Source organism: Methanofollis liminatans DSM 4140, from assembly GCF_000275865.1.
GTDB lineage: Archaea > Halobacteriota > Methanomicrobia > Methanomicrobiales > Methanofollaceae > Methanofollis > Methanofollis liminatans.
Map to the genome: position 1 here is coordinate 598921 of NZ_CM001555.1, position 19806 is coordinate 618726.

Annotated in this window: 12 protein-coding genes, 2 tRNA genes and 3 rRNA genes; 11 read left to right on the top strand and 6 right to left on the bottom strand. The window is 58.6% G+C overall.

Features of this window, described 5'->3' with window-relative positions:
* Both purC and cofG read right to left on the bottom strand, forming a co-directional pair.
* Positions 1 to 708, bottom strand: a complete 708-nt coding sequence (gene purC, locus METLI_RS02920) for a phosphoribosylaminoimidazolesuccinocarboxamide synthase (RefSeq protein ID WP_004037861.1) — start codon at positions 706 to 708, stop codon at positions 1 to 3.
* On the bottom strand, positions 705 to 1688 hold the full coding sequence (gene cofG, locus METLI_RS02925) for a 7,8-didemethyl-8-hydroxy-5-deazariboflavin synthase subunit CofG (protein ID WP_004037862.1): 984 nt from the start codon (positions 1686 to 1688) through the stop codon (positions 705 to 707). The genes purC and cofG overlap by 4 nt, the downstream gene beginning before the upstream one ends.
* 148 nt (positions 1689 to 1836) lie before the next feature.
* Here cofG and cofC point away from each other — a divergent pair, with 148 nt between their 5' ends.
* Positions 1837 to 2478, top strand: a complete 642-nt coding sequence (gene cofC, locus METLI_RS02930) for a 2-phospho-L-lactate guanylyltransferase (protein WP_004037863.1) — start codon at positions 1837 to 1839, stop codon at positions 2476 to 2478.
* Here the strand turns inward: cofC and cofE are convergent.
* Genes cofE through glyA form a run of 4 tightly spaced genes read right to left on the bottom strand, consistent with a single transcriptional unit; the run spans position 2404 to position 6081 of the window.
* Complete coding sequence (gene cofE, locus METLI_RS02935; RefSeq protein ID WP_004037865.1) at positions 2404 to 3207, bottom strand: coenzyme F420-0:L-glutamate ligase; 804 nt, start codon at positions 3205 to 3207, stop codon at positions 2404 to 2406. The two genes, cofC and cofE, sit on opposite strands and share 75 nt — an antisense overlap.
* A complete protein-coding gene (gene folP, locus METLI_RS02940) occupies positions 3204 to 4013 on the bottom strand; it encodes a dihydropteroate synthase (RefSeq protein WP_004037867.1) in 810 nt (269 codons plus the stop codon). The genes cofE and folP overlap by 4 nt, the downstream gene beginning before the upstream one ends.
* Positions 3995 to 4840 carry a bifunctional methylenetetrahydrofolate dehydrogenase/methenyltetrahydrofolate cyclohydrolase FolD gene (folD, locus tag METLI_RS02945; protein WP_004037870.1) on the bottom strand — a complete coding sequence of 282 codons (846 nt, stop codon included), beginning with the start codon at positions 4838 to 4840 and terminating at the stop codon, positions 3995 to 3997. Before folD ends, folP begins: the two co-directional genes overlap by 19 nt.
* The gene (gene glyA / locus METLI_RS02950; protein ID WP_004037872.1) at positions 4837 to 6081 is read right to left on the bottom strand and encodes a serine hydroxymethyltransferase; all 1245 of its coding nucleotides are present in this window, start codon (positions 6079 to 6081) and stop codon (positions 4837 to 4839) included. Before glyA ends, folD begins: the two co-directional genes overlap by 4 nt.
* A 545-nt stretch (positions 6082 to 6626) precedes the next feature.
* Here glyA and METLI_RS02960 point away from each other — a divergent pair.
* From METLI_RS02960 to ppcA, 10 genes are all read left to right on the top strand, one after another.
* On the top strand, positions 6627 to 7136 hold the full coding sequence (locus tag METLI_RS02960) for a hypothetical protein (RefSeq protein WP_157203194.1): 510 nt from the start codon (positions 6627 to 6629) through the stop codon (positions 7134 to 7136).
* Between the two features lie 11 nt (positions 7137 to 7147).
* Positions 7148 to 10588, top strand: a complete 3441-nt coding sequence (smc, locus tag METLI_RS02965; protein ID WP_004037874.1) for a chromosome segregation protein SMC — start codon at positions 7148 to 7150, stop codon at positions 10586 to 10588.
* Positions 10581 to 11291, top strand: a complete 711-nt coding sequence (locus METLI_RS02970; RefSeq protein WP_004037876.1) for a segregation/condensation protein A — start codon at positions 10581 to 10583, stop codon at positions 11289 to 11291. Before smc ends, METLI_RS02970 begins: the two co-directional genes overlap by 8 nt.
* Positions 11266 to 11751, top strand: a complete 486-nt coding sequence (scpB, locus tag METLI_RS02975; RefSeq protein ID WP_004037878.1) for an SMC-Scp complex subunit ScpB — start codon at positions 11266 to 11268, stop codon at positions 11749 to 11751. Before METLI_RS02970 ends, scpB begins: the two co-directional genes overlap by 26 nt.
* A 945-nt stretch (positions 11752 to 12696) precedes the next feature.
* Positions 12697 to 14164 (top strand): 16S ribosomal RNA (locus METLI_RS02980).
* A gap of 70 nt (positions 14165 to 14234) precedes the next feature.
* Positions 14235 to 14306, top strand: a tRNA-Ala gene (locus tag METLI_RS02985).
* A 109-nt stretch (positions 14307 to 14415) separates the two neighbouring features.
* A 23S ribosomal RNA gene (locus METLI_RS02990) occupies positions 14416 to 17341 on the top strand.
* A 74-nt stretch (positions 17342 to 17415) separates the two neighbouring features.
* A tRNA-Cys gene (locus METLI_RS02995) sits at positions 17416 to 17487 on the top strand.
* 6 nt (positions 17488 to 17493) lie between these two features.
* A 5S ribosomal RNA gene (gene rrf, locus METLI_RS03000) occupies positions 17494 to 17615 on the top strand.
* The 16S, 23S and 5S rRNA genes sit together here with 2 tRNA genes alongside, the layout of an rRNA operon.
* 161 nt (positions 17616 to 17776) lie before the next feature.
* Complete coding sequence (gene ppcA / locus METLI_RS03005; protein WP_004037880.1) at positions 17777 to 19243, top strand: phosphoenolpyruvate carboxylase; 1467 nt, start codon at positions 17777 to 17779, stop codon at positions 19241 to 19243.
* The last annotated feature ends 563 nt before the right edge of the window (positions 19244 to 19806 follow it).

The following is a 19806-nucleotide window of genomic DNA, read 5'->3' on the forward strand; positions in this document are numbered from 1 at the left end:
TCACGCTCCGGTCAGCCGTTCTGCAACGGCGGCATAGGTGGCCATTACGTCTCCTTTGTCAAAGCGGTAGACGTCCTTGTCCATAGAGGTGCGGGTCTTCTTGTCCCACAGGCGCATCGAGTCCATGGAGATCTCGTCGCCGAGCAGGATCTCGTCGCCGTGCCGCCCGAACTCCAGCTTGAAGTCGACGAGGTCGAGGCCGATCTCGTCGATACGCTCTCTGAGGAGATCGTTGATCCGCAGGGCGGTTTTCTTCACGCTTGCGATCTCGTCGGCGGTCATCAGCCCGAGGGCGACGATGATCTCCTCGTTGATCATCGGGTCATGGCGGGCGTCGTCTTTGTAATCGAGGACGATCACCGGGGGATCGAGGGGTGCACCCTCCTCGAAGGGGTAGTTCCGGACAAGGGAACCCGCGGCGATGTTTCTGACGATCACTTCGACCGGAATCATCTTCAGGGGGCGGACGATCATCGTCCGCTCGTCCTCCATCCGTACGAAGTGCGAAGGAACCCCGTTTGCCCTGAGATACTCGAAGAGATATGCCGAGACGCGGGCGTTATAGATCCCTTTTTCGGCGAGTTCGTCCTTCTTTGCGCCGTCGAAGGCGGTGATGTCGTCCCTGAACTTCACGATCAGTTCGTCGGGGTTGTCCGAGCGGAAGACGGACTTTGCCTTTCCGCGGTAAATGGGTTCCTGTTCAGTCACAAAGACCTCTCCTCAATCTGTTTCTGGAGGCGGCGGATCAGCGCCGCCAGCCCTTTCGGGTACCATCCTTTCCTGATGAACTCCGGGTAAATGCAGAGGCGCTCGCGCAACCATGCGTCCCCGACCAGCCCTTTCAACTCCTCGATCTGCGGCCAGGGATGCTCGGGGTTCACATAGTCGATGGTGAGCGGGGAGACCCCGCCGAGATCGTCGACCCCGCACCTGATCAGCGCGGCGGCGTCGGCCAGGTTCGGCGGGATCTGGACGGCGACATCCGATGGGAGGATCTCCCGTGCAAGCGTGATCGTCTCTGCAAATTCGGCCGTCGGCACGGTTGCCGCCCCCCCCATCTCGGTGCCCTCCTTCGGGCAGAAGTTCTGGATGATGACCTCCTGGATATGGCCGTAGCGGCGGTGCAGCCCTGCGATCACCTGGAGGGACTCCTCCCGGTCTGCGGGCGTTTCGCCGATCCCGATCAGGAGCCCGGTCGTGAAGGGGATCCGGAGTTTGCCGGCGTCCTCCATCATGGCGATCCGTACGGCCGGGTCCTTTCCTGGAGAGTTCCGGTGTGCCGGGACGTCTGCGGTGGTCTCGAGCATCAGCCCCATGCTGGCGTTCACCTCCTTAAGGCGATCGAGTTCCCCGTAGGTGAGCACACCGGCGTTGGTGTGCGGGAGGATCCCCGCCGATATGGCGTACTCGCAGAGGTCATAGCAGTAGTCGAGAATGTCGCCGTAGCCGAGCGCTGCAAGGTGATCTGAAAAACCGGAAACCTCGCCGGGACGCTCCCCGAAGGTAAAGAGCGCCTCGGTGCATCCGGCCTTCACACCTGCCTCAATGGTCAGGCGCGCTGTGGCCGGCGTCATCACGCACCCCTCTCTCACCGGAGTCTTAAAGCAGCAGTAGCTGCAGGCGTTTGTGCAGACGGTGGTGAGCGGGAGGAAGACGTTCCGTGAAAAGGTGATCACCCTGCGGTGCATGCAGGTACCATTCCCCCTCAACCTTCATGTAACCTTCGCGGCTGAGCGGCGCGGGAATTTTCTGGTGACCCGGGGACCGGTCAGGTCACCGGTACAGGCGATACCAGAACCCATGGCTTTTTTGGGTATCCCGCCAACCTCTGGTGGAATGGCCATTGACGCAGTGATCCCCTTCAAACCGAAAAATCCCAAGACTCGCCTCTCCTGCGTGATGGAGCAGGAGGAGCGCGAGGCCTTCGCGCAGGCCATGCTCTCTGACGTCATCGCCGCCGCGCAGGCCGGGGGGTGCTCTCCCCTGCTCCTCTGCACCTCCCCCTATGAGCGCCCGGGCGCACGGACCCTGCTCGACCCGGACGGCCTGAACGAATCCTTAAACCGCCTCCTTGCGACGTCGAAGAGCCCGATCCTCATCATCATGGCCGACCTCCCGCTCGCAGACGGCGCCGCCGTCTCCAGACTGGTGTCGACCGCCGCCGATATGGCGGTGGTGCCCGGACGGGGCGGCGGGACGAACGCAATCTTTCTGCGGGAGCCCTCGCGGTTTCGGGTCAACTACTATGGTGCAAGTTTCTTGAAGCACATGCAGATCGCAATGGACGCCGGTCTCTCCGTGGACGTTGTGGACTCTTTCAGGCTCCATACCGACGTGGACGAAAAAGAGGATCTGGTCGAGGTGCTCATCCACGGGAAGGGGGAGGCCCGCCGCTGCCTCGAATCACTCGGTTTTACCCTGTCTATCGAAGGCGGCAGGGTCGGCGTGAAGCGCGGCGCCCATAAAGAGACACGCTGAAGCCTCGATGGTTGGGATGCCCGTTTCCTCTCCTATCTCGATCCCGGTACCGCGCACCAGCACGGCCGGGACGCACTCGTCAGCCTCGCCCATCAGCAGTTCCGCGGCCGACGCCAGGCAGTCTCCGACGGCGCGCTTGGTCACTTCCAGCTTCCTGCCGAAGAGATCCAGGCGCCCGGCCTCGTCGACGACCGCCCTGAGGCCGGCGCACCCGATAGCGACCCCGCTGCAGCCGAGGCGCATTGCATGCGTCCGTGAATCGATGATGAGCACCCCGGCATTCACGCCCCGCCGCTCTCTGATCGCCGTCCTGAGGCGCGCAGCACTCCCGTCCGGGTCTGCGGGGAGGGGAACGACCGTTCCCTCAGGGGCGTTGGAGTGGTCCACGCCGGCGTTCGGGAGGAGGGTTCCGTTTTTCAGGGTGAGGAGATAGCCCGGAATCCCGCCGACGACGCGGTCTGACTCCCTGAGCACCACTTCGGCGATCCTGGGCTCGATCGCATGGCGGTCGGCGAGGAGGAGCGCCTCTTCCGAGGGGACGACGTCGTCCAGACGGACGGCGCGGCCCTCGGCGGTCGCCAGCGCCGACTCAGCGACAAGGACGATGTCGCCGTCGGCCACCCCGGCACACGGCGCCGCATCGGCGGCCGCAAGCACTGCCGCCGCAACGTCGTCTCCCTCATTGATCAGGCCGGTATGCAGGGCGTAGACACAGAACCACTCACTCATGATCTATCCTCCAGCTTCCCGACTACAAAAAGAGCGTCGTGCGTCTCGGCCACATCATGGGCCCGCACTATATCGGCTGACGGGAGGAGGCGTGCCGTCAGGGCGAGCGTTCCTGCAAGCCGCTCTTCAGACGACCTTCCCAGGAGGTCGCCGATGAACGATTTTCTCGATATGGCGAGGAGCACCGGAAAACCCGGTTCCTTAAACCTTCTGAAATTTCTGCAGAGGTCCCAGTCGTCCTCGAAGGTCCGCTCGGGCGTCCACCTGCCGACGCCCGGGTCAAGGATCAGGTCTTCGATCCCGGCAGCGGCGGCCCGTCCGACCACTTCATGCAGGGCGGCGAGTGTGGCGGCCGTGCCGCGAGGATCTCCGGGGATGCGCCGCGCCGCCATTGCGATCACCGGGAGGCCGGAATCTGCGGCGATGGCGGCATATTCGGGGTTTGCAAGCCCGCCTATATCGTTGATCGCATGGATCTCGTGGCGAAGGCATGCCTCCAGCACCGCAGGGTGCATCGTGTCCACCGAGACGGTGACGCCGCTTCCGTCCATGCAGACAAGGGCCGCCGTGATCCGCTCGATCTCCTCCTGCACGCTGATGGGCCGCGACCCCGGCGCCGTAGAGCGGGCCCCGACGTCCACGAGGTCGGCCCCCGCGCCTGTCATCGAGAGCGCCCGCTCCAGCACATCGCTCCTCGGGACATACGAACCTGGAAAAAAGGATTCAGGGCTGCAGTTGATCACGCCCATCAGGCGGACCGGGGCTCCGCCCCCGACCGCCATCCCGTTTACAGTACACGGGTGCATGAGTTCGCCCGGGCCGCTCTGAAGGTGTTTTCCATCAGGGTTGCGATCGTCATCGGCCCGACACCGCCGGGGACCGGGGTGATTGCGGAGGCCTTCTCTTTCACCGCTTCGAAATCGACGTCGCCGCAGAGTTTTCCGTTTTCATCGTGGTTGATCCCGACGTCGACGACCACCGCGCCTTCCTTCACCATATCTGCCCTCACGAAGTTTGCCCTTCCGATAGCGGAGACCAGGATGTCGGCCTGCCGCATGATCGCGGGGAGGTTCTGCGTTTTCGAGTGGCAGATCGTCACCGTTGCGTTGGCGTTTAAGAGCAGGGCGGCCATCGGCCTTCCCACGTCCACGCTGCGCCCGACGACGACGGCATTTTTTCCCTCAGTCTCGATCCCGTATTCGGCCAGGATCGTCATGATCCCCTGCGGCGTGCAGGGAACAAATGCCGGGTGGCCTGAGAAGAGTTTCCCGAGGTTTGTCGGGTGGAAGCCGTCGACATCCTTTGCCGGGAGGACGGCCTCGATCACCCGTTCGGTGTCCACCCGGGCGGGGAGCGGCAGCTGCACCAGGATACCGGCAATGTCGCAGTCATTGTTCAGGCGGTTCACCGCCGCCAGCACCTCCTGCGTCGTCGCTTCGGCCGGGAGTTCGATCCCGACCGATCCGATCCCGACACGTTCGCAGGCCCGGTGTTTCATCCTGACATACATCTGCGAGGCCGGGTCCTGCCCCACCAGCACCGTGGCGAGGTGGGGGTAGAGGCCTGCGTCTTCGATCTGCTCCTTCAGGATTTCGAGCCTCTTTTCAGAGAGCGCCTTGCCGTCGAGTATCATTCTGTTACCGCGTAGATGGGGAATTTGCTCGCGAGCGCCTCGACCTCCTTCCTGACCGCTGCAATCTTCTGCTTGTTCTCGATGTCGTTGAGGACGGTGGCGATGAAGGTGCCGATCTGCTTCATCTCCTCTTCTTTCATGCCGCGAGAGGTGATGGCCGGGGTGCCGATCCGCAGGCCGCTGGTCACGAACGGCGAGAGGGTCTCGCGCGGGATCGTGTTCTTGTTCACCGTGATCCCGGCGTCGTGAAGCGTGTTCTCTGCCTGAAGGCCGGTGAGCCCCTTGTCAGAGAGGTCGAGAAGCATCAGGTGGTTGTCGGTGCCGCCCGAGACCAGGCGCAGCCCTTCTGCATCGAGGGTGGCGGCGAGGGTCTGTGCGTTTTTGATGATCTGTTTACAGTATTCCTTATAGGACGGCTTGAGCGCCTCCCCGAAGCAGACCGCCTTTGCGGCGATGATGTGCATGAGCGGACCACCCTGCAGGCCAGGGAAGATCGCCTTGTCGATCGCCTGGGCGTACTCCTGTTTGCACATGATGGCGCCGCCGCGCGGCCCGCGGAGGGTCTTGTGCGTCGTCGTGGTGGTGAAGGGGAGGACATCGATCGGTGAGTTGTGCAGGCCTGCGGCGACAAGGCCGGCGATATGGGCGATGTCGGCGACACAGTACGCACCTACTTCTTCGGCGATCTCGCCGAAGGCCTTGAAGTCGATCTCGCGGGGATAGGCTGAGGCGCCGCAGACGATCATCTGCGGCTTCTCTTTCCGGGCCATTGCGGCGATGTCGGCATAGTCGAGCCGCTCGGTCTCATGGTCGACGCCGTACTGGACGACTTTGTACATCTTGCCCGAGAAACTCACCGGTGAACCGTGGGAGAGGTGACCGCCCTCGGAGAGTTTCATCGACATGATCTTGTCGCCGTAGTTGATGGTGGAGAAGTAGACCGCCATGTTGGCGCCTGAACCCGAGTGGGCCTGGACGTTGGCGTGTTCGGCCCCGAAGAGCTGGCAGAGACGGTCGCGTGCAAGGTTCTCGGCGATATCGTAATATTCGCACCCGCCGTAGTAGCGCTTGCCAGGATACCCTTCTGCATACTTGTTGGTGAGGATCGAACCGGTGGTCTCGAGGACAGCCTTTGAAACGATGTTCTCCGATGCGATCAGTTCAAGGCCGTTGGTCTGCCGGAGGCGCTCCATTTCAATAATATCTGCGACTTCTGGATCTGTGTTGGCAAGACTGGACATGTACAGAAACATCTCTTTGATCGGTATTATGTCTTCGTTCGGTGCCGGGAGATAAACGGAGTCATCTCGCGGGGATACCGATCTGCCAGGGCGATCAGGGCGATATTGCGCTCGGAATGGTTCGCCGGTGTTCGGGCTATATCCAGCCATGATGGGGTGGAAAGACTTTTTTTTATCCCGCGCGGGTCAGGTTTTTTTGTCCTTCCTGCCAGAGAAGCGCGAATGAACTGGTCTCCGTATCGGCTCGTTCGTCCGGTCTCTCCTGAATGTGCCAGCGCAGGTGCGGCATGCTCTCCTGTCGCCCATTCTTAAGGTTCAGGCCCTGCCCCGGGGTCGTTTGGGGGAGGCTGGAGAGACAGAGCGTGGTGAGGGGGGTTGTAATCAGTGTCCATGCCGTGCGCTTCCGGGAAACCCCGGCGAAAAGAGCACAATCCTTATAGGGCAATAGAAACATCTTTATTTTGAGGGAGAATATGCTCAAAAAGGATGCCAAAGTGAAATTTCTTGAGCATCAACTTGAAGAGAGGGAGAGGGAGATAGTGTCAATGCGGGACTCTGAAAAGACCTTTGTGACGCCGGAGGACGAGCGCATCTATCGGATGGAGCAGCGCATGAAAGATATGGATGCGCTGGTGAAAGGGCTCACCGAGGAGGTGCTCGACCTCAAGACGATCACCATGAAGCTCTATCGGGCATTTGAGGCGCGTGCCGAGGCAGAGAAGGCGGCGAGAGCAAAAGTTGTCGTCGTTGAACCGCCGGCGACGCCGGCCCCCGAACCGGTACAGCGCCCGGCGCCCCAGAGGCAGAAGGTTGCCCCTGCCCCCGTTCCTGCCCCTGTCGAGGAGGACGATGCCGATATGGACCTGATCATGCAGTCCGACGGCACGCTCAAGCGTGAGCGGCGGGAGAAGTCGTCATATATCATTGCACCCACAAAGTACCAGGCCCCGGCCGGTCTGATGAGCGAGGGACGGAAGGGTACCCGGCGGAGTTCGGAGAAGAAGTCCGGCGGTATCATCTATGCAGAGGACGATGACGATACCATCACTAAATAAGGGGCTGCCGGGTGTATATCACCGGAATTGAGATTGATAATTTCAAGTCTTTTGCAAAAAAGACTTCAATTCCATTTTTAGATGGTTTTACCGTCATATCGGGTCCAAATGGGTCGGGAAAAAGCAATATCATAGACAGCCTGCTTTTTGCCCTCGCCCTCTCGAGCTCGCGCGGCCTGCGCGCCGAGAAGCTCACCGACCTGATCAATCTCAATTCAGGCAGGAACACTGCCGAGGTGGCGATCACCTTCTCGGACGGCACCGAGATCAGGCGGCGGATCAAGCGAACCGCATCGAGTTACTATTCGTATAACTATCTCAACGGTCGCCTCGTCAAGCAGAACGATATCGTAGAACTCCTCGCAAAATACGGGATCAAACCCGAGGGGTATAATGTGGTGATGCAGGGCGACATCACCAGGATCATGGAGATGAGCGACTTCGAGCGGCGGAAGATCATCGACGAGATCGCAGGAGTCGCCGAGTTCGAGGGCAAGAAGGTCAGGGCTCTTGAAGAGCTGGAGGTGGTCAGGGAGCGGATCGAGCGCGAGGAGGTGGTGCTCTTCGAACTGAATGCCCGTCAGGAAGAACTGAAGCACGAGCGGGAGCAGGCGCTCGCCTACCAGCACTGGAAAGAGCAGCTCGATCACTTCCAGAACTGCCGGGCCGCGGCGCACCTGCGCGAGATGGAGCGGGAGCACGCCCGCCTCCTGGGGACGATCGGAGAGGAGAGAATCTCCCTCGATCGCACCCTCTCCGATCTCGGGATCGAGGAGAACGATCTGGCGTACCTGCGGGACGACCTCAGGGACGCCGATGCAGAGATCAACGAGAAGAGCGGCTCAGAGTATCTGCGGATGATCTCGGCGCTCGAAGAGGCGAAAGGAAAGATAAAGGTCGCCGAAGGCACGATCGCGCGGCTGAAGAAGGATAAGGAAGGAAATCTTGAGGGGATAAACCGGGCATACCTCGACGAGAAAAGGGCTGCGGAGCGGGTGGTGCAGTGCACGGGCCAGGTCCGCACTCTCTCGATCGACCGGGCAAACCTCTCGATGGAACTCGCCGCTGCCAGAGCGGTGATTGAAAATCTCGATAAAGAGATTTCTCGGGGGGGAAAAGCGGCTGAAGACCTCAAAGATCGTCTGTTTGCCCTGATGCAGGAGGCCGAGGAGAAGAAGGGCCGGCGCTCGGCGCTGCTCCGCGAGCAGGATCTCCTCATCGAAAAGAGCCGGATGCGAACCTCGGAGATGGAGAGGCTTGAGTCACGCCTGGCCGCGATCAGGAAAGGGGATGACGACCTCCTGAAGGAGATCGCAGGGGCGAAGAAAGGATCCGCTGATCTTGCGGTTGAAAAAACCTCCCTCGACCGGAAACTTTCCGAGGCTGAAAGTACCCTCTTCGCGCGGCGCTCCTCTCTTGAACGGATAAAAAAGGAGATCCAGAACGACGAACGGGACCTGATGCGCCTCGAAGCCCAGCAGCAGTCCCGCGGCGGGGCCGGGGGGGCCGCCCTCGAGGCAGTGCTCGCTATGGAGGGCGTTCGGGGCACGATCGCGCAGCTGGGCAGGGCGCCGCCCGAGTACGCTACGGCGCTGGACGTGGCCGCAGGGGGCAAACTCCGCTACGTGGTGGCCGACGACGATGCTGTCGCCGCCGACGCGATCCGCTATCTCAAGGAGGAACGGCTTGGCCGTCTCACCTTCCTCCCCATGAACAAGCTGCGGCCGCGGGAGTTCCCGACCGTCCGGGAGCGGGGGGTGATCGGGTATGCAAAGGATCTCCTCTCGTTCGGACCTGAGTACGATCTTGCGTTCCAGCAGGTGTTCGGGACGACACTGGTCGTCGACACGATGGAAAACGCCCGCAGACTCATCGGTCAGCACCGGATGGTCACGCTTGAGGGTGATCTCCTCGAAAAGTCCGGTGCGATGACCGGCGGCTATCTGAAGAAGAAACAGGAAGGGGGCTTCGGGGCGGCGGTCGAGGACGGGATCGCCCGCCTTTCGAGCGCGCTTGCCGGGAAGCGGGAGGAAGCCGCCGGCTTCGAACGCTCGATCGCGCGTCTTTCCGGGGAGGTCGATGAGGCTAGACGGCGGCGTGCCGAGATCGAGCAGGGGATCGCCCGGTACGGGCTCATCATCGAGGACTACGAGGGGCGCATCACTGTGCAGAAGGGTGAGGAGGGGTCCCTTTCCTCTTCGCTTGCTGCATTGAAGGCCGAGGTGCAGCAGAGCGCTGGCGATCTTGCCGCCATCGAAACCGGGCTTGACGGAGTGGCTGACGCCCTCTCCATCCTGAATGCTGATATCGGGGATCTGAAGAAAAAACTTGAGGACACCGAGATCCCGCGTCTCACCGAGGAACTCGAACGGAAACGGCGGGAGCATGAGGGCGTTGAGCGGCGCCTGCGAAATAAGGAGGCAGATATCGCCGACGCACAGCGGGAGCGGCAGTACTTCGAAAAGCGCGTCGAAGAACTCTCAGGGGAGCGCGAGCGTCTTGTCGGCAAGAACGCAGAGATCGATGCCGAGATCGCCTCCTCTGCCGAAGAAATTGAAGGCGCCCGTGCCGAGATTGCCGTACTGGAAGAGCGTCAGAAGTCGTTCTCGGCAGAGCTCGACGAACTCCGGAAGAAGCGGGAGGTGATCGCCGGGGCGATCGGTGCGGCCGAAAAACAGGTGGCCGGACTGAACGCGCAGGCCGATCGCCTCCGCCTCCAGATCGCCTCCCTCTCGGAGAAGGCCGATGCGCTTCTGGCCGAGATCGAGGGCCTGCGAGGACATGCCGGTGAGGAGACCGATCTCTCTCTGGCCGAGATCGAGGAAGGGATCGCCGCGGCCGATCGCGAACTCCGGGCGATCGGGGCGGTGAACATGCTTGCGATCGAGGAGTATGGGCGGGTCTGCGACCGGATCAGCGATCGGACCGCCAAAAAGGAGGTGCTTTCGGTCGAGCGGACCTCGATCCTGGAGCGGATCGAGCGTTTTGACCAGATGAAGTTTGAATCCTTTACCACGGCATTCAGGGAGATCGATACCCATTTCAGGGAAACGTTCGCGCGGCTGACGGCAGGGAGCGGGCACCTTGTGCTGGAAAACCCTGAAGATCCGTTTTCAGGCGGACTCACCTTTGCCGTGCAGCCGCGCGACAAGAAGGTGCAACTGCTCTCGGCGCTTTCCGGCGGAGAGAAATCCCTGACGACTCTTGCATTCCTCTTTTCGATCCAGAAATATCTGCCCGCTCCGTTTTACGCCTTTGACGAGGTGGATATGTTCCTGGACGGTTCGAATGTGGAGCAGGTCGCGGCCATGATCAAGGAGCTTTCCCGCACTGCGCAGTTCATCTCGGTTTCTTTGCGCAAACCGATGATCGACCGGGCCGATCGGATCATGGGCGTGACCATCAGGCCGGACAAGAGCACCCTTGTGACCGGTGTCGAAAATCATGCATGAAGAGCCTGTCGAGATCCTGGTCCAGCTCGCCGAGCGCGGCGAGATCGATCCATGGAACATCGATATCGTCGAGGTGACCGACCGGTTCTTCGCCGAGCTTGAACGGTGCCGGGAACTGGATCTGCGGATCTCAGGAAGGACCCTTTTTTTTGCGGCAACCCTGTTGAGGATGAAGTCCGCGTATCTTGCTGCCGAGATCCCTGACGAGCTCCCTGAGGAGGAGGCCGTCCCTGACGAAGAGGATGCGAACTTTGGGTCTTTTGATCTTGCCGAGCCGATCGAGCAGCTTGAGCGCGAGATCCAGCGTCGGATCGGGCGGAAAAAGGTTCGCCGCCGCCCGGTTACCCTGTACGAGTTGATCACCGAGCTGAAGTCCGCGGAGAAGGAGGAGCGCAGACGTCAGCGCCAGCGTTCGGAGAGCGTGGATGAGCGGATGATCCGCGCTGCCGATGTGGTCTCGGTGGCCCATGATGAAGACTATCAGGCTGCTGCTTCGGCGGTGCTCGGTTGCTGCGACGCCATCGCCTCCGGCGGCGAGGTGAAGTTGTGCGATATCTGCTCCTCTCTCCAGAAGGCGACGATGGAGGTTTATATCCCCCTGCTCTTTCTTATGCTTGAGGGAAAGGTTGATCTCCGACAGGAGGAGTATTTTGGCGACCTTTATGTGAGGAGGGTTGATGGTGGACAGAACGGCGATGCTTGAAGCGGCCCTTTTCGTTGCCGATGCGCCGGTGAGTTATGGGGACCTGGCAAAGATATTCGGCATAAAACCGGGCGAGGTCCCGGCGCTCGCTCAAGAGCTTTCAGGCAGGCTTTCGGCGCGCTCGTCCCCGCTTGAAGTGATCGACTCAGGCGAGAGCGTGTTCATGGTCTTGAAGGAAGAGTATGCCGTTCTGGTCTATCCGGTCATGCGCCCCGAGATATCGCGTGCAGTCCTGCGCACCCTCTCGGTGATCGCATACCGCCAGCCGATTCTCCAGAGCGACCTGATCGAGATCAGGGGGGGCGGGGCATATGCCCATGTGGAGGAGCTGGTCAAGCGCGATCTGGTGGCGCGCTACCGGAGCGGGCGAAGTTATCTCCTCCAGACGACGCCTGAATTTTCCCGCTATTTCAAGACCTCGGACCTTGTCGGGGGCCAGGGGCGCCTGGATATCGATTAAATCTGTGATACGGGGGTGGAGTGTGAAGATCCCCGCGGCTGGTACGGCGATGAAAACGGCGTTTCTTTGTTCTCTCTGGGGTGGTGTTATGTGGGGGTCTTTTTCTCTTCCCGGCGATGACCGAAGAAGGGTATATATGTGTCAATGCCAGATTCTATTGGCACGCAACGGCGGCAGGACCGGTCCTGAAGCGATCGGTCTTGAGATGGTTCCTCGGGATCTGTCTCTTCCTTTAACGTCCCCTCCGGGGGTCGACTGCGAAGATATATATCGTGAAAAGAACAACATTGTTGCCTTGCACTATGCGGGTCCGACGACACCGGCGAGACCGGAATCGGACCTGAGATTTCAGAGGGAACATACGGGTGATGCCTTTCTTTAACGTCCCCTTCGGGGGTCGACTGCGAAGGTATATATCCCGCACCGTCCAAGATAGTTACCTCACACGGTCAGCAACGGTCCTGACGGATATTCTTCTGCGCCTTCCGGGGTGCGAAGGTATATATCCTGACGTGTCCTATGTTGTTGGCACACGAGTGACTGACTGCCGAGCACGCCGGTGAGACCGGCATCGGCAGGGGGCGGAGTGTATCGGGGCGAAATCCCCGCAGCCGACCGAGGCTGCAAGGGTTTATATGCTCGGAGCACAAATATCGTTCCCTCACGGGATGTCTGCACCCGACGCCAAATCGTCGGATGCAGGGCGCTGCGAAGGGTTAATAACCTCGGGCGTTCAATACTGTAATCCCACGAAATCACTCGGAAGCGACGCATGCGTTCGCTTCCACACAAGGGACGCAGAGGTTGTTCTGCGTTTTGATGGAGAATCAAAATCACCGAAAGTGTCGGTGTTGATTCTGACGTTGGCATTGGCAATGCGGAAATCTGTTTAGTAACCGCTAATTCCTTTAGTTAAAACACAACTGATAGTGTGCCTACTTCAAAATTCTGGTTGATCCTGCCAGAGGTCACTGCTATCGGGGTTCGATTAAGCCATGCGAGTCGAGAGGGGTCAAGCCCTCGGCATACTGCTCAGTAACACGTGGACAACCTGCCCTAAGGTGAGGGATAACTCCGGGAAACTGGAGATAATACCTCATAGTTTACCATCGCTGGAATGCCTGGTAAGCCAAAGGTCCGCCGCCACAGGATGGGTCTGCGGCCGATTAGGTAGTTGTTGGGGTAACGGCCCAACAAGCCTGTAATCGGTACGGGTTGTGGGAGCAAGAGCCCGGAGATGGATTCTGAGACACGAATCCAGGCCCTACGGGGCGCAGCAGGCGCGAAAACTTTACAATGCAGGCAACTGTGATAAGGGAACCCCGAGTGCCCGTATGGACGGGCTGTTCAGGTGCTTAAAAACCACCTGGAGAAAGGGCCGGGCAAGACCGGTGCCAGCCGCCGCGGTAATACCGGCGGCTCGAGTGGTGGCCACTATTACTGGGCTTAAAGCGTCCGTAGCTTGGTCGTTAAGCCTCTGGGGAAATCTTCCGGCTTAACCGGAAGGCGTCTCAGGGGAACTGGCGACCTAGGGATCGGGAGAGGTGAGAGGTACTCTGGGGGTAGGAGTGAAATCCTGTAATCCTCAGGGGACCACCTGTGGCGAAGGCGTCTCACCAGAACGACTCCGACAGTGAGGGACGAAAGCTGGGGGAGCAAACCGGATTAGATACCCGGGTAGTCCCAGCCGTAAACGATGCGCGTTAGGTGTATCGGTGACCACGAGTTACCGAGGTGCCGAAGGGAAACCGTGAAACGCGCCGCCTGGGAAGTACGGTCGCAAGGCTGAAACTTAAAGGAATTGGCGGGGGAGCACCACAACGGGTGGAGCCTGCGGTTTAATTGGACTCAACGCCGGACAGCTCACCGGGTAGGACAGCGATATGATAGTCGGGCTGAAGACTCTACTTGATCAGCTGAGAGGAGGTGCATGGCCGTCGTCAGTTCGTACTGTGAAGCATCCTGTTAAGTCAGGCAACGAGCGAGACCCACGCCAACAGTTGCCAGCACAGTCTCCGGACTGGTGGGGACACTGTTGGGACCGCCTCTGCTAAAGAGGAGGAAGAAATGGGCAACGGTAGGTCAGCATGCCCCGAATTACCCGGGCTACACGCGGGCTACAATGGACAGGACAATGGGTATCGACACCGAAAGGTGAAGGCAATCTCCTAAACCTGCCCTTAGTTCGGATTGCGGGCTGCAACTCGCCCGCATGAAGCTGGAATCCGTAGTAATCGCGTTTCAAAATAGCGCGGTGAATCTGTCCCTGCTCCTTGCACACACCGCCCGTCAAACCACCCGAGTGAGGTTTGGATGAGGCTGCGGTTGTTGCCGTAGTCGAATCTAGGTTTCGCAAGGGGGGTTAAGTCGTAACAAGGTAGCCGTAGGGGAATCTGCGGCTGGATCACCTCCTAATGAACTCTAGGGGATTGATGCGGTTACTGAACAGACCGTAAAGTTGCCAATGCCAGCCAAGGGAAATCGGGCTCATAGATCAGTGGGAGATCGCCGCCTTTGCGAGGCGGAGGCCGGGGGTTCAAATCCCCCTGAGTCCATTTCAATGCACCTGGAGATGCGAATCTGCAGGGAAGGGCTGAAGGTCAGATACCCTGACCTGAGGAGGCCGTGTAAAGGTATGCACAACGGGCGTCAAATGGGTTCAGCGGAAAGCTGGACAGAAGCCTGTCAGTGAATGGCTCGGTTCGAGTGCTGATGAAGGGCGTGCCAAGCTGCGATAAGCTCCGGGGAGAGGCATGGAATCTACGATCCGGAGATACCCTAATAGGACATCCTAACACTTCGGTGTTGATCCGTCAGGATCGGGAACCCCCCGAATTGAAACATCTTAGTAGGGGGAGGAAAAGAAATCAATCGAGATGTCGTAAGTAAAGGCGATCGAAAGCGACAGAGTTCAAACTGAATCCCTCCGGGGAGATGTGGTGTGGTAGGCCTGCCGTGTGGTTGTTGCGACGAAGTGGAAGTCCTCTGGAACGAGGTACCATAGGGGGTGATAGTCCCGTACACGTATGTCAATGCAACCTGGCAGAGTCCTGAGTACCGTGGGTTGGAATTCTCGCGGGAATCTGGGGGTCATCAACCTCCAAAACTAAATACACCTCGAAACCGATAGCGTATTAGTAGCGTGAGCGAAAGCTGAAAAGTAACCCTGAAAAGGTGGTTAAAAGCGCCTGAAATTGACAGGTTATAGTGTGTTACGGCGCCAAAGGATCTTCCATGCGAAGGAACCCGTCGCGAGGCGGTAGTACGGGTATGGTTGCCAGTGTCGTAACTTACGTTTTGAAGAACGGGCCAGAGAGTTTATCTCATTGGCGAAGGTTAACCGTAGAGGGGAGCCGGAGCGAAAGCAACAAGTCCGTAGCCTTCGGGCATGGGACGGCGTATTAAAAGTGCGCGAAGTCAGTGGGATAAGACCCGAAGCCGGGTGATCTATGCGTGGGCAGGTTGAAGCGTGACGAAAGTTGCGTGGAGGACCGCCTGAGGTTTTGATATGCAAATCATTCTCGTGACCTGCGTATAGGAGTGAAAGATTCATCGAACCCGGCATCCGCTGGTTCCTTCCGAAACATGCCGTAGCATGACCTGGCCTGAGATCGTCGGTGAGGTAGAGCACTGATTGGGGGTAGCGGGGGAGAAATTCCTCGTCCTCCTGTCAAACTCCAAATTCCCCGACATCTAAGACGGCTGGAAGTCCGCATTACGGGGTAAGCTTGTAATGCGTAAGGGAGACAACCCAGACCGTGGTTAATGTCCCTCAATGTAGGCTCAGTGTCAACACTGAAAGGCGTCCTAGGCCAAAAACAACTGGAAGGTGAGCTCAGAAGCAGCTATCCTTCAAAAAGTGCGTAACAGCTTACCAGTCTAGGTTTAGGGCACTGAAAATGGACGGGGCTAAAGCCTACTACAGAGACCACGGAGCACCGTAAGGTGATCTAGTAGGAAGGCGTCCCGCATGGGTAGAAGCAGGGTCGTAAGTTCCTGTGGACCGTGCGGGAATGAGAATTCTGGCAGTAGTAGAAGCATAGATGGGTGAGAATCCCATCCGCCGAAGGGGCTAGGTTTCCTCAGCAATGTTCGTCAGCTGAGGGTTAGTCGGTCCTAAGATACACCGTAATGCGAGTGTGTCAACAGGGAAACAGGTTAATATTCCTGTACCATTCAATCTTTGCTTAGCAATAAGCGCTGACGCTTCGGGATATACCGGGCGGGTCCGTCGCCCCGTCTAAGCATGTAAGTCCGGGGAGTACCGTAATGGTGAGAACCGGGTGAAAGTGTGATAGGGAAACTTGGTAAATTCCTGGAGCCCATGAAAAGGCGATTGAATGTCCGTACCGAGAACTGACACAGGTGCCCCTAGCTGAATAGGCTAAGGCGTGTCGGATCAATCGTGTTAAGGGAACTCGGCAAAATGGCCCCGTAACTTTGGAAGAAGGGGTGCCTGCTTGGTGATCAAGCAGGTCGCAGTGACCAGGGGACTCTAACTGTCTAATAACAACATAGCTGACTGCAACTCCGTAAGGACTAGTATAGTCGGTGATTCCTGCCCAGTGCGAGTATCTGAACACCGGTTCCAACCGGACGAAGGACTCGTAAACGGCGGGGGTAACTATGACCCTCTTAAGGTAGCGTAGTACCTTGTCGCTTAATTGGCGACTTGCATGAATGGATTAATGAGAGTCCTACTGTCCCTAACACGAATCCGTTGAACCTTTTATCCTGGTGCAGAGGCCAGGGACCCCAAATGGGAAGTGAAGACCCCGTGGAGCTTTACTGCAGCCTGTCGCTGTAGTACGATATTCCTTGCGCAGTGTAGATGGGAGGCGTTATATCCGTTCCTTCTGGGGAACGGGGAGCCGTCGATGAGACACCATCCTTGGTTTGTTGTACTACTCACTCTTACGAGGACACCGATAGGTAGGCAGTTTGGGTGGGGCGCCACACCCTCGAAAAAATATCAAGGGTGCCCTAAGGTCAACTCATGTGAGTCAGAAACTCACAGAAGAGTGTCAAGAGCAAAAGTTGGCCTGACGCGATTATGAATAGCAAATAATCGCGAGAGGAAACTCGGGTCTAACGAACCAATACGCCCTTTTGATGAGGGCTATTGACGACAGAAAAGCTACCCCGGGGATAACAGAGTCGTCGCCGGCAAGAGCACATATCGACCCGGCGGCTTGCTACCTCGATGTCGGTTCTTTCCATCCTGGCTGTGCAGCAGCAGCCAAGGGTGAGGTTGTTCGCCTATTAAAGGGGATCGTGAGCTGGGTTTAGACCGTCGTGAGACAGGTCGGTTACTATCTATTTGGGGTGTCAGGAGTCTGAGGGTAAGAAAGAAATAGTACGAGAGGAACTTTCTTTCGTCGCCACTGGTCGATCGGTTGTCCGACAGGGCAATGCCGAGCAGCTACGCGATAAGGGGTAAAAGCTGAAAGCATCTAAGCTTGAAACCCGGCCCAAAAAGAGACTCCGTTACAGGACATGGGTAAAAGACCCGCTTAATAGGCTTGGGATGTACGCACGAAGGCAACGACGTGTTCAGTCCGCAAGTACTAACGTCCAAATCCAGTTTTCCGTTGAACCCAGACGAAACCCGCTGTGCATACCTTTAAAATCTATAATCGCTAACATTATAGAGCACACACGGTCGCCAAGGTGGCGGAGTGGCTACGCGGTTGACTGCAGATCAACTACATCCCGGTTCGATTCCGGGCCTTGGCTTTGGGTGATAGCGGCCATAGCAGTGGGGAAACACCTGGACTCATTCCGAACCCAGCAGTTAAGCCCACTCACGTAACGCTCGGTACTGAGTTGCGGGAGCACTCGGGAACAGCGATACGCTGCTATCCCCTCTCTTATTAGAACGCATTGAACATCCGTTCGTTTCTTCTCTCTTGATTCATCTGGTCTATGGAAAAGGCGGATTCGCCTGACCTAAAGTATATCCTGAATAACGTTCTATTATTCTGTTCGGGGTTGTTATCTGACGATCCGCTAGTGGAGCAGTTTCATGGATGATATTCCGAAGATAGCAAAATGCATGAGCACCCAGCACCCTGATAACGTCCACCTCCCGTTCTTTGCAGAAAGTTCTGAACTCGGTGGGGAGGACGAGGTGCAGGAGGCCTATTACAGTTACTCCCATCTGGGATGCAGGGAACAGATGTGGGATTGCGAGGGAAAAGAAGTCGACAACTTCGTCGTCAAGAAACTTCTCTCCAGATATGAGCCGTTTTTCAGAGAGCACCAGCTTGGCTCTGACGTGTTTCTTACCCTGCGGGTGCCCAATCCTGATATCGAGCGGGCTGAGGCAAAGATCCTCCTCGAGACCCTTGACAGCATACCGCGCTCGTTCGACATCGCGCACCTCTTCTACGGCAATGCGGTCCCGCCGATCTTTCAGGTCATCCTCCCGATGACCTCGTCGCATATCGGGATCGACAATATCTATCAGTATTACTGCGACTTCGTGGTCGGGCAGCAGTACAAGCGGCTCGGGGGGAGGGACCTGACCATCGCCGACTGGATCGGCAGTTTTGCGCCGCAGAAGATCGATGTCATCCCCCTCTTTGAGGACCAGGCAAGCATGCTCAATGCGGCCGGGATCGTCGGCCGGTATATGCAGGACAAGGACCTCGCCTACCAGCGGGTATTTCTTGCCCGCTCTGACCCGGCGATGAACTACGGGATGATCCCGGCAATCCTCCTCAACAAGATCGCCCTCTTCCGCCTTCACCTCCTTGCCGAGGAGACGGGTGTTCCGATCTATCCGATCATCGGTGTGGGTTCGGCCCCATTCCGGGGCAACCTGAGGCCAGACACCGTGGAGAGGTGCGCGGCCGAGTACCCCAGCGTGCATACCTTCACGATCCAGTCCGCCTTCAAGTACGACTACCCCCTCGACGATGTCAGGCAGGCCGTCGCCGGTCTTGAGGGCAGGACGGTCGAGAGGCCGTCTGAGATTGACGAAAAAGAGGCCCTGAAAGTCGTGCAGACCTGCACGGCGGCCTATATGCGCGAGGTTGCCGGGCTCTCGGACGTGATCAACAGGGTGGCGGCATTCATTCCGAGCCGGAGAAAACGTAAACTCCATATCGGACTCTTCGGGTATTCACGGAGCATGGGCGGCGTCACCCTTCCCCGCGCGATCACCTTCACGTCCGCGCTCTATTCGATTGGTCTCCCTCCCGAACTACTTGGCCTCGATGCCCTGGCATCAGACGATATCGCATTTCTCAGGAGGGCCTATGTCAACTTCGATGCCGATATCGCCGATGCCGTCCGCTATTTCAACCCCGACTCCTCCTTTGTCCCTCCCGCGCTGAAAAAAGCCGTATCCGACCTCACCGATGCGCAGCCTGATCCCGACCATCTGGAGATCACCGCCGGGACCTGCCAGGCCCTTGAGGAGAACAGGACAGCAGATATCAGACAGGGTGTTCTGAGGGCTGCGAATATCAGGCATTTCCTTGGATAATCGGCTTTGTAGAAATCATCACTTTTCCGGATGCGAGCGTGATCCATGCTCTTTCCCCCATCTTCGCGCCGGGGTCTCTCACCCCCGGACCCCGCGCGCATGATTGTCCTGGATGTGCGGGTGACGGGCCGGGCGGTATGGCTCTCGATGAAAATTCTGGGTGCTCGTGCCGGTATGGTTTCCCTGCCTCCCCCCCCACTCACCCTTCGGGGGGACGGGGGGGGGCGGGGCGCCCCCCCCCCAGAGGTGGCCTCATCTCGATTTTCAGGAACCCTCACGCTCTCAGCGCGAAGATTTGGAACTCGTTCTGTGAGTGGAGCGGACACTGCCTGGGGGTTGCACCCCGGACCCCTGCATGCGATTGCCCTGGATATGCAGGGAACGGGCAGGGCGGTGTGGTTCTCGATGAAAATTCTTGATGGACGTGCCGGAGTGTTTTGTGGGTTCCTACCCCAATCGCAGTTTCGAGGGGCAGCAGGCCCTCGGCAGAGGCGTAAAGGCTCCCATCTGCTCCTGGAAACGGTCGGGCGAATGGCTTCGCCCAGACCATCTCGTAGCCCGGT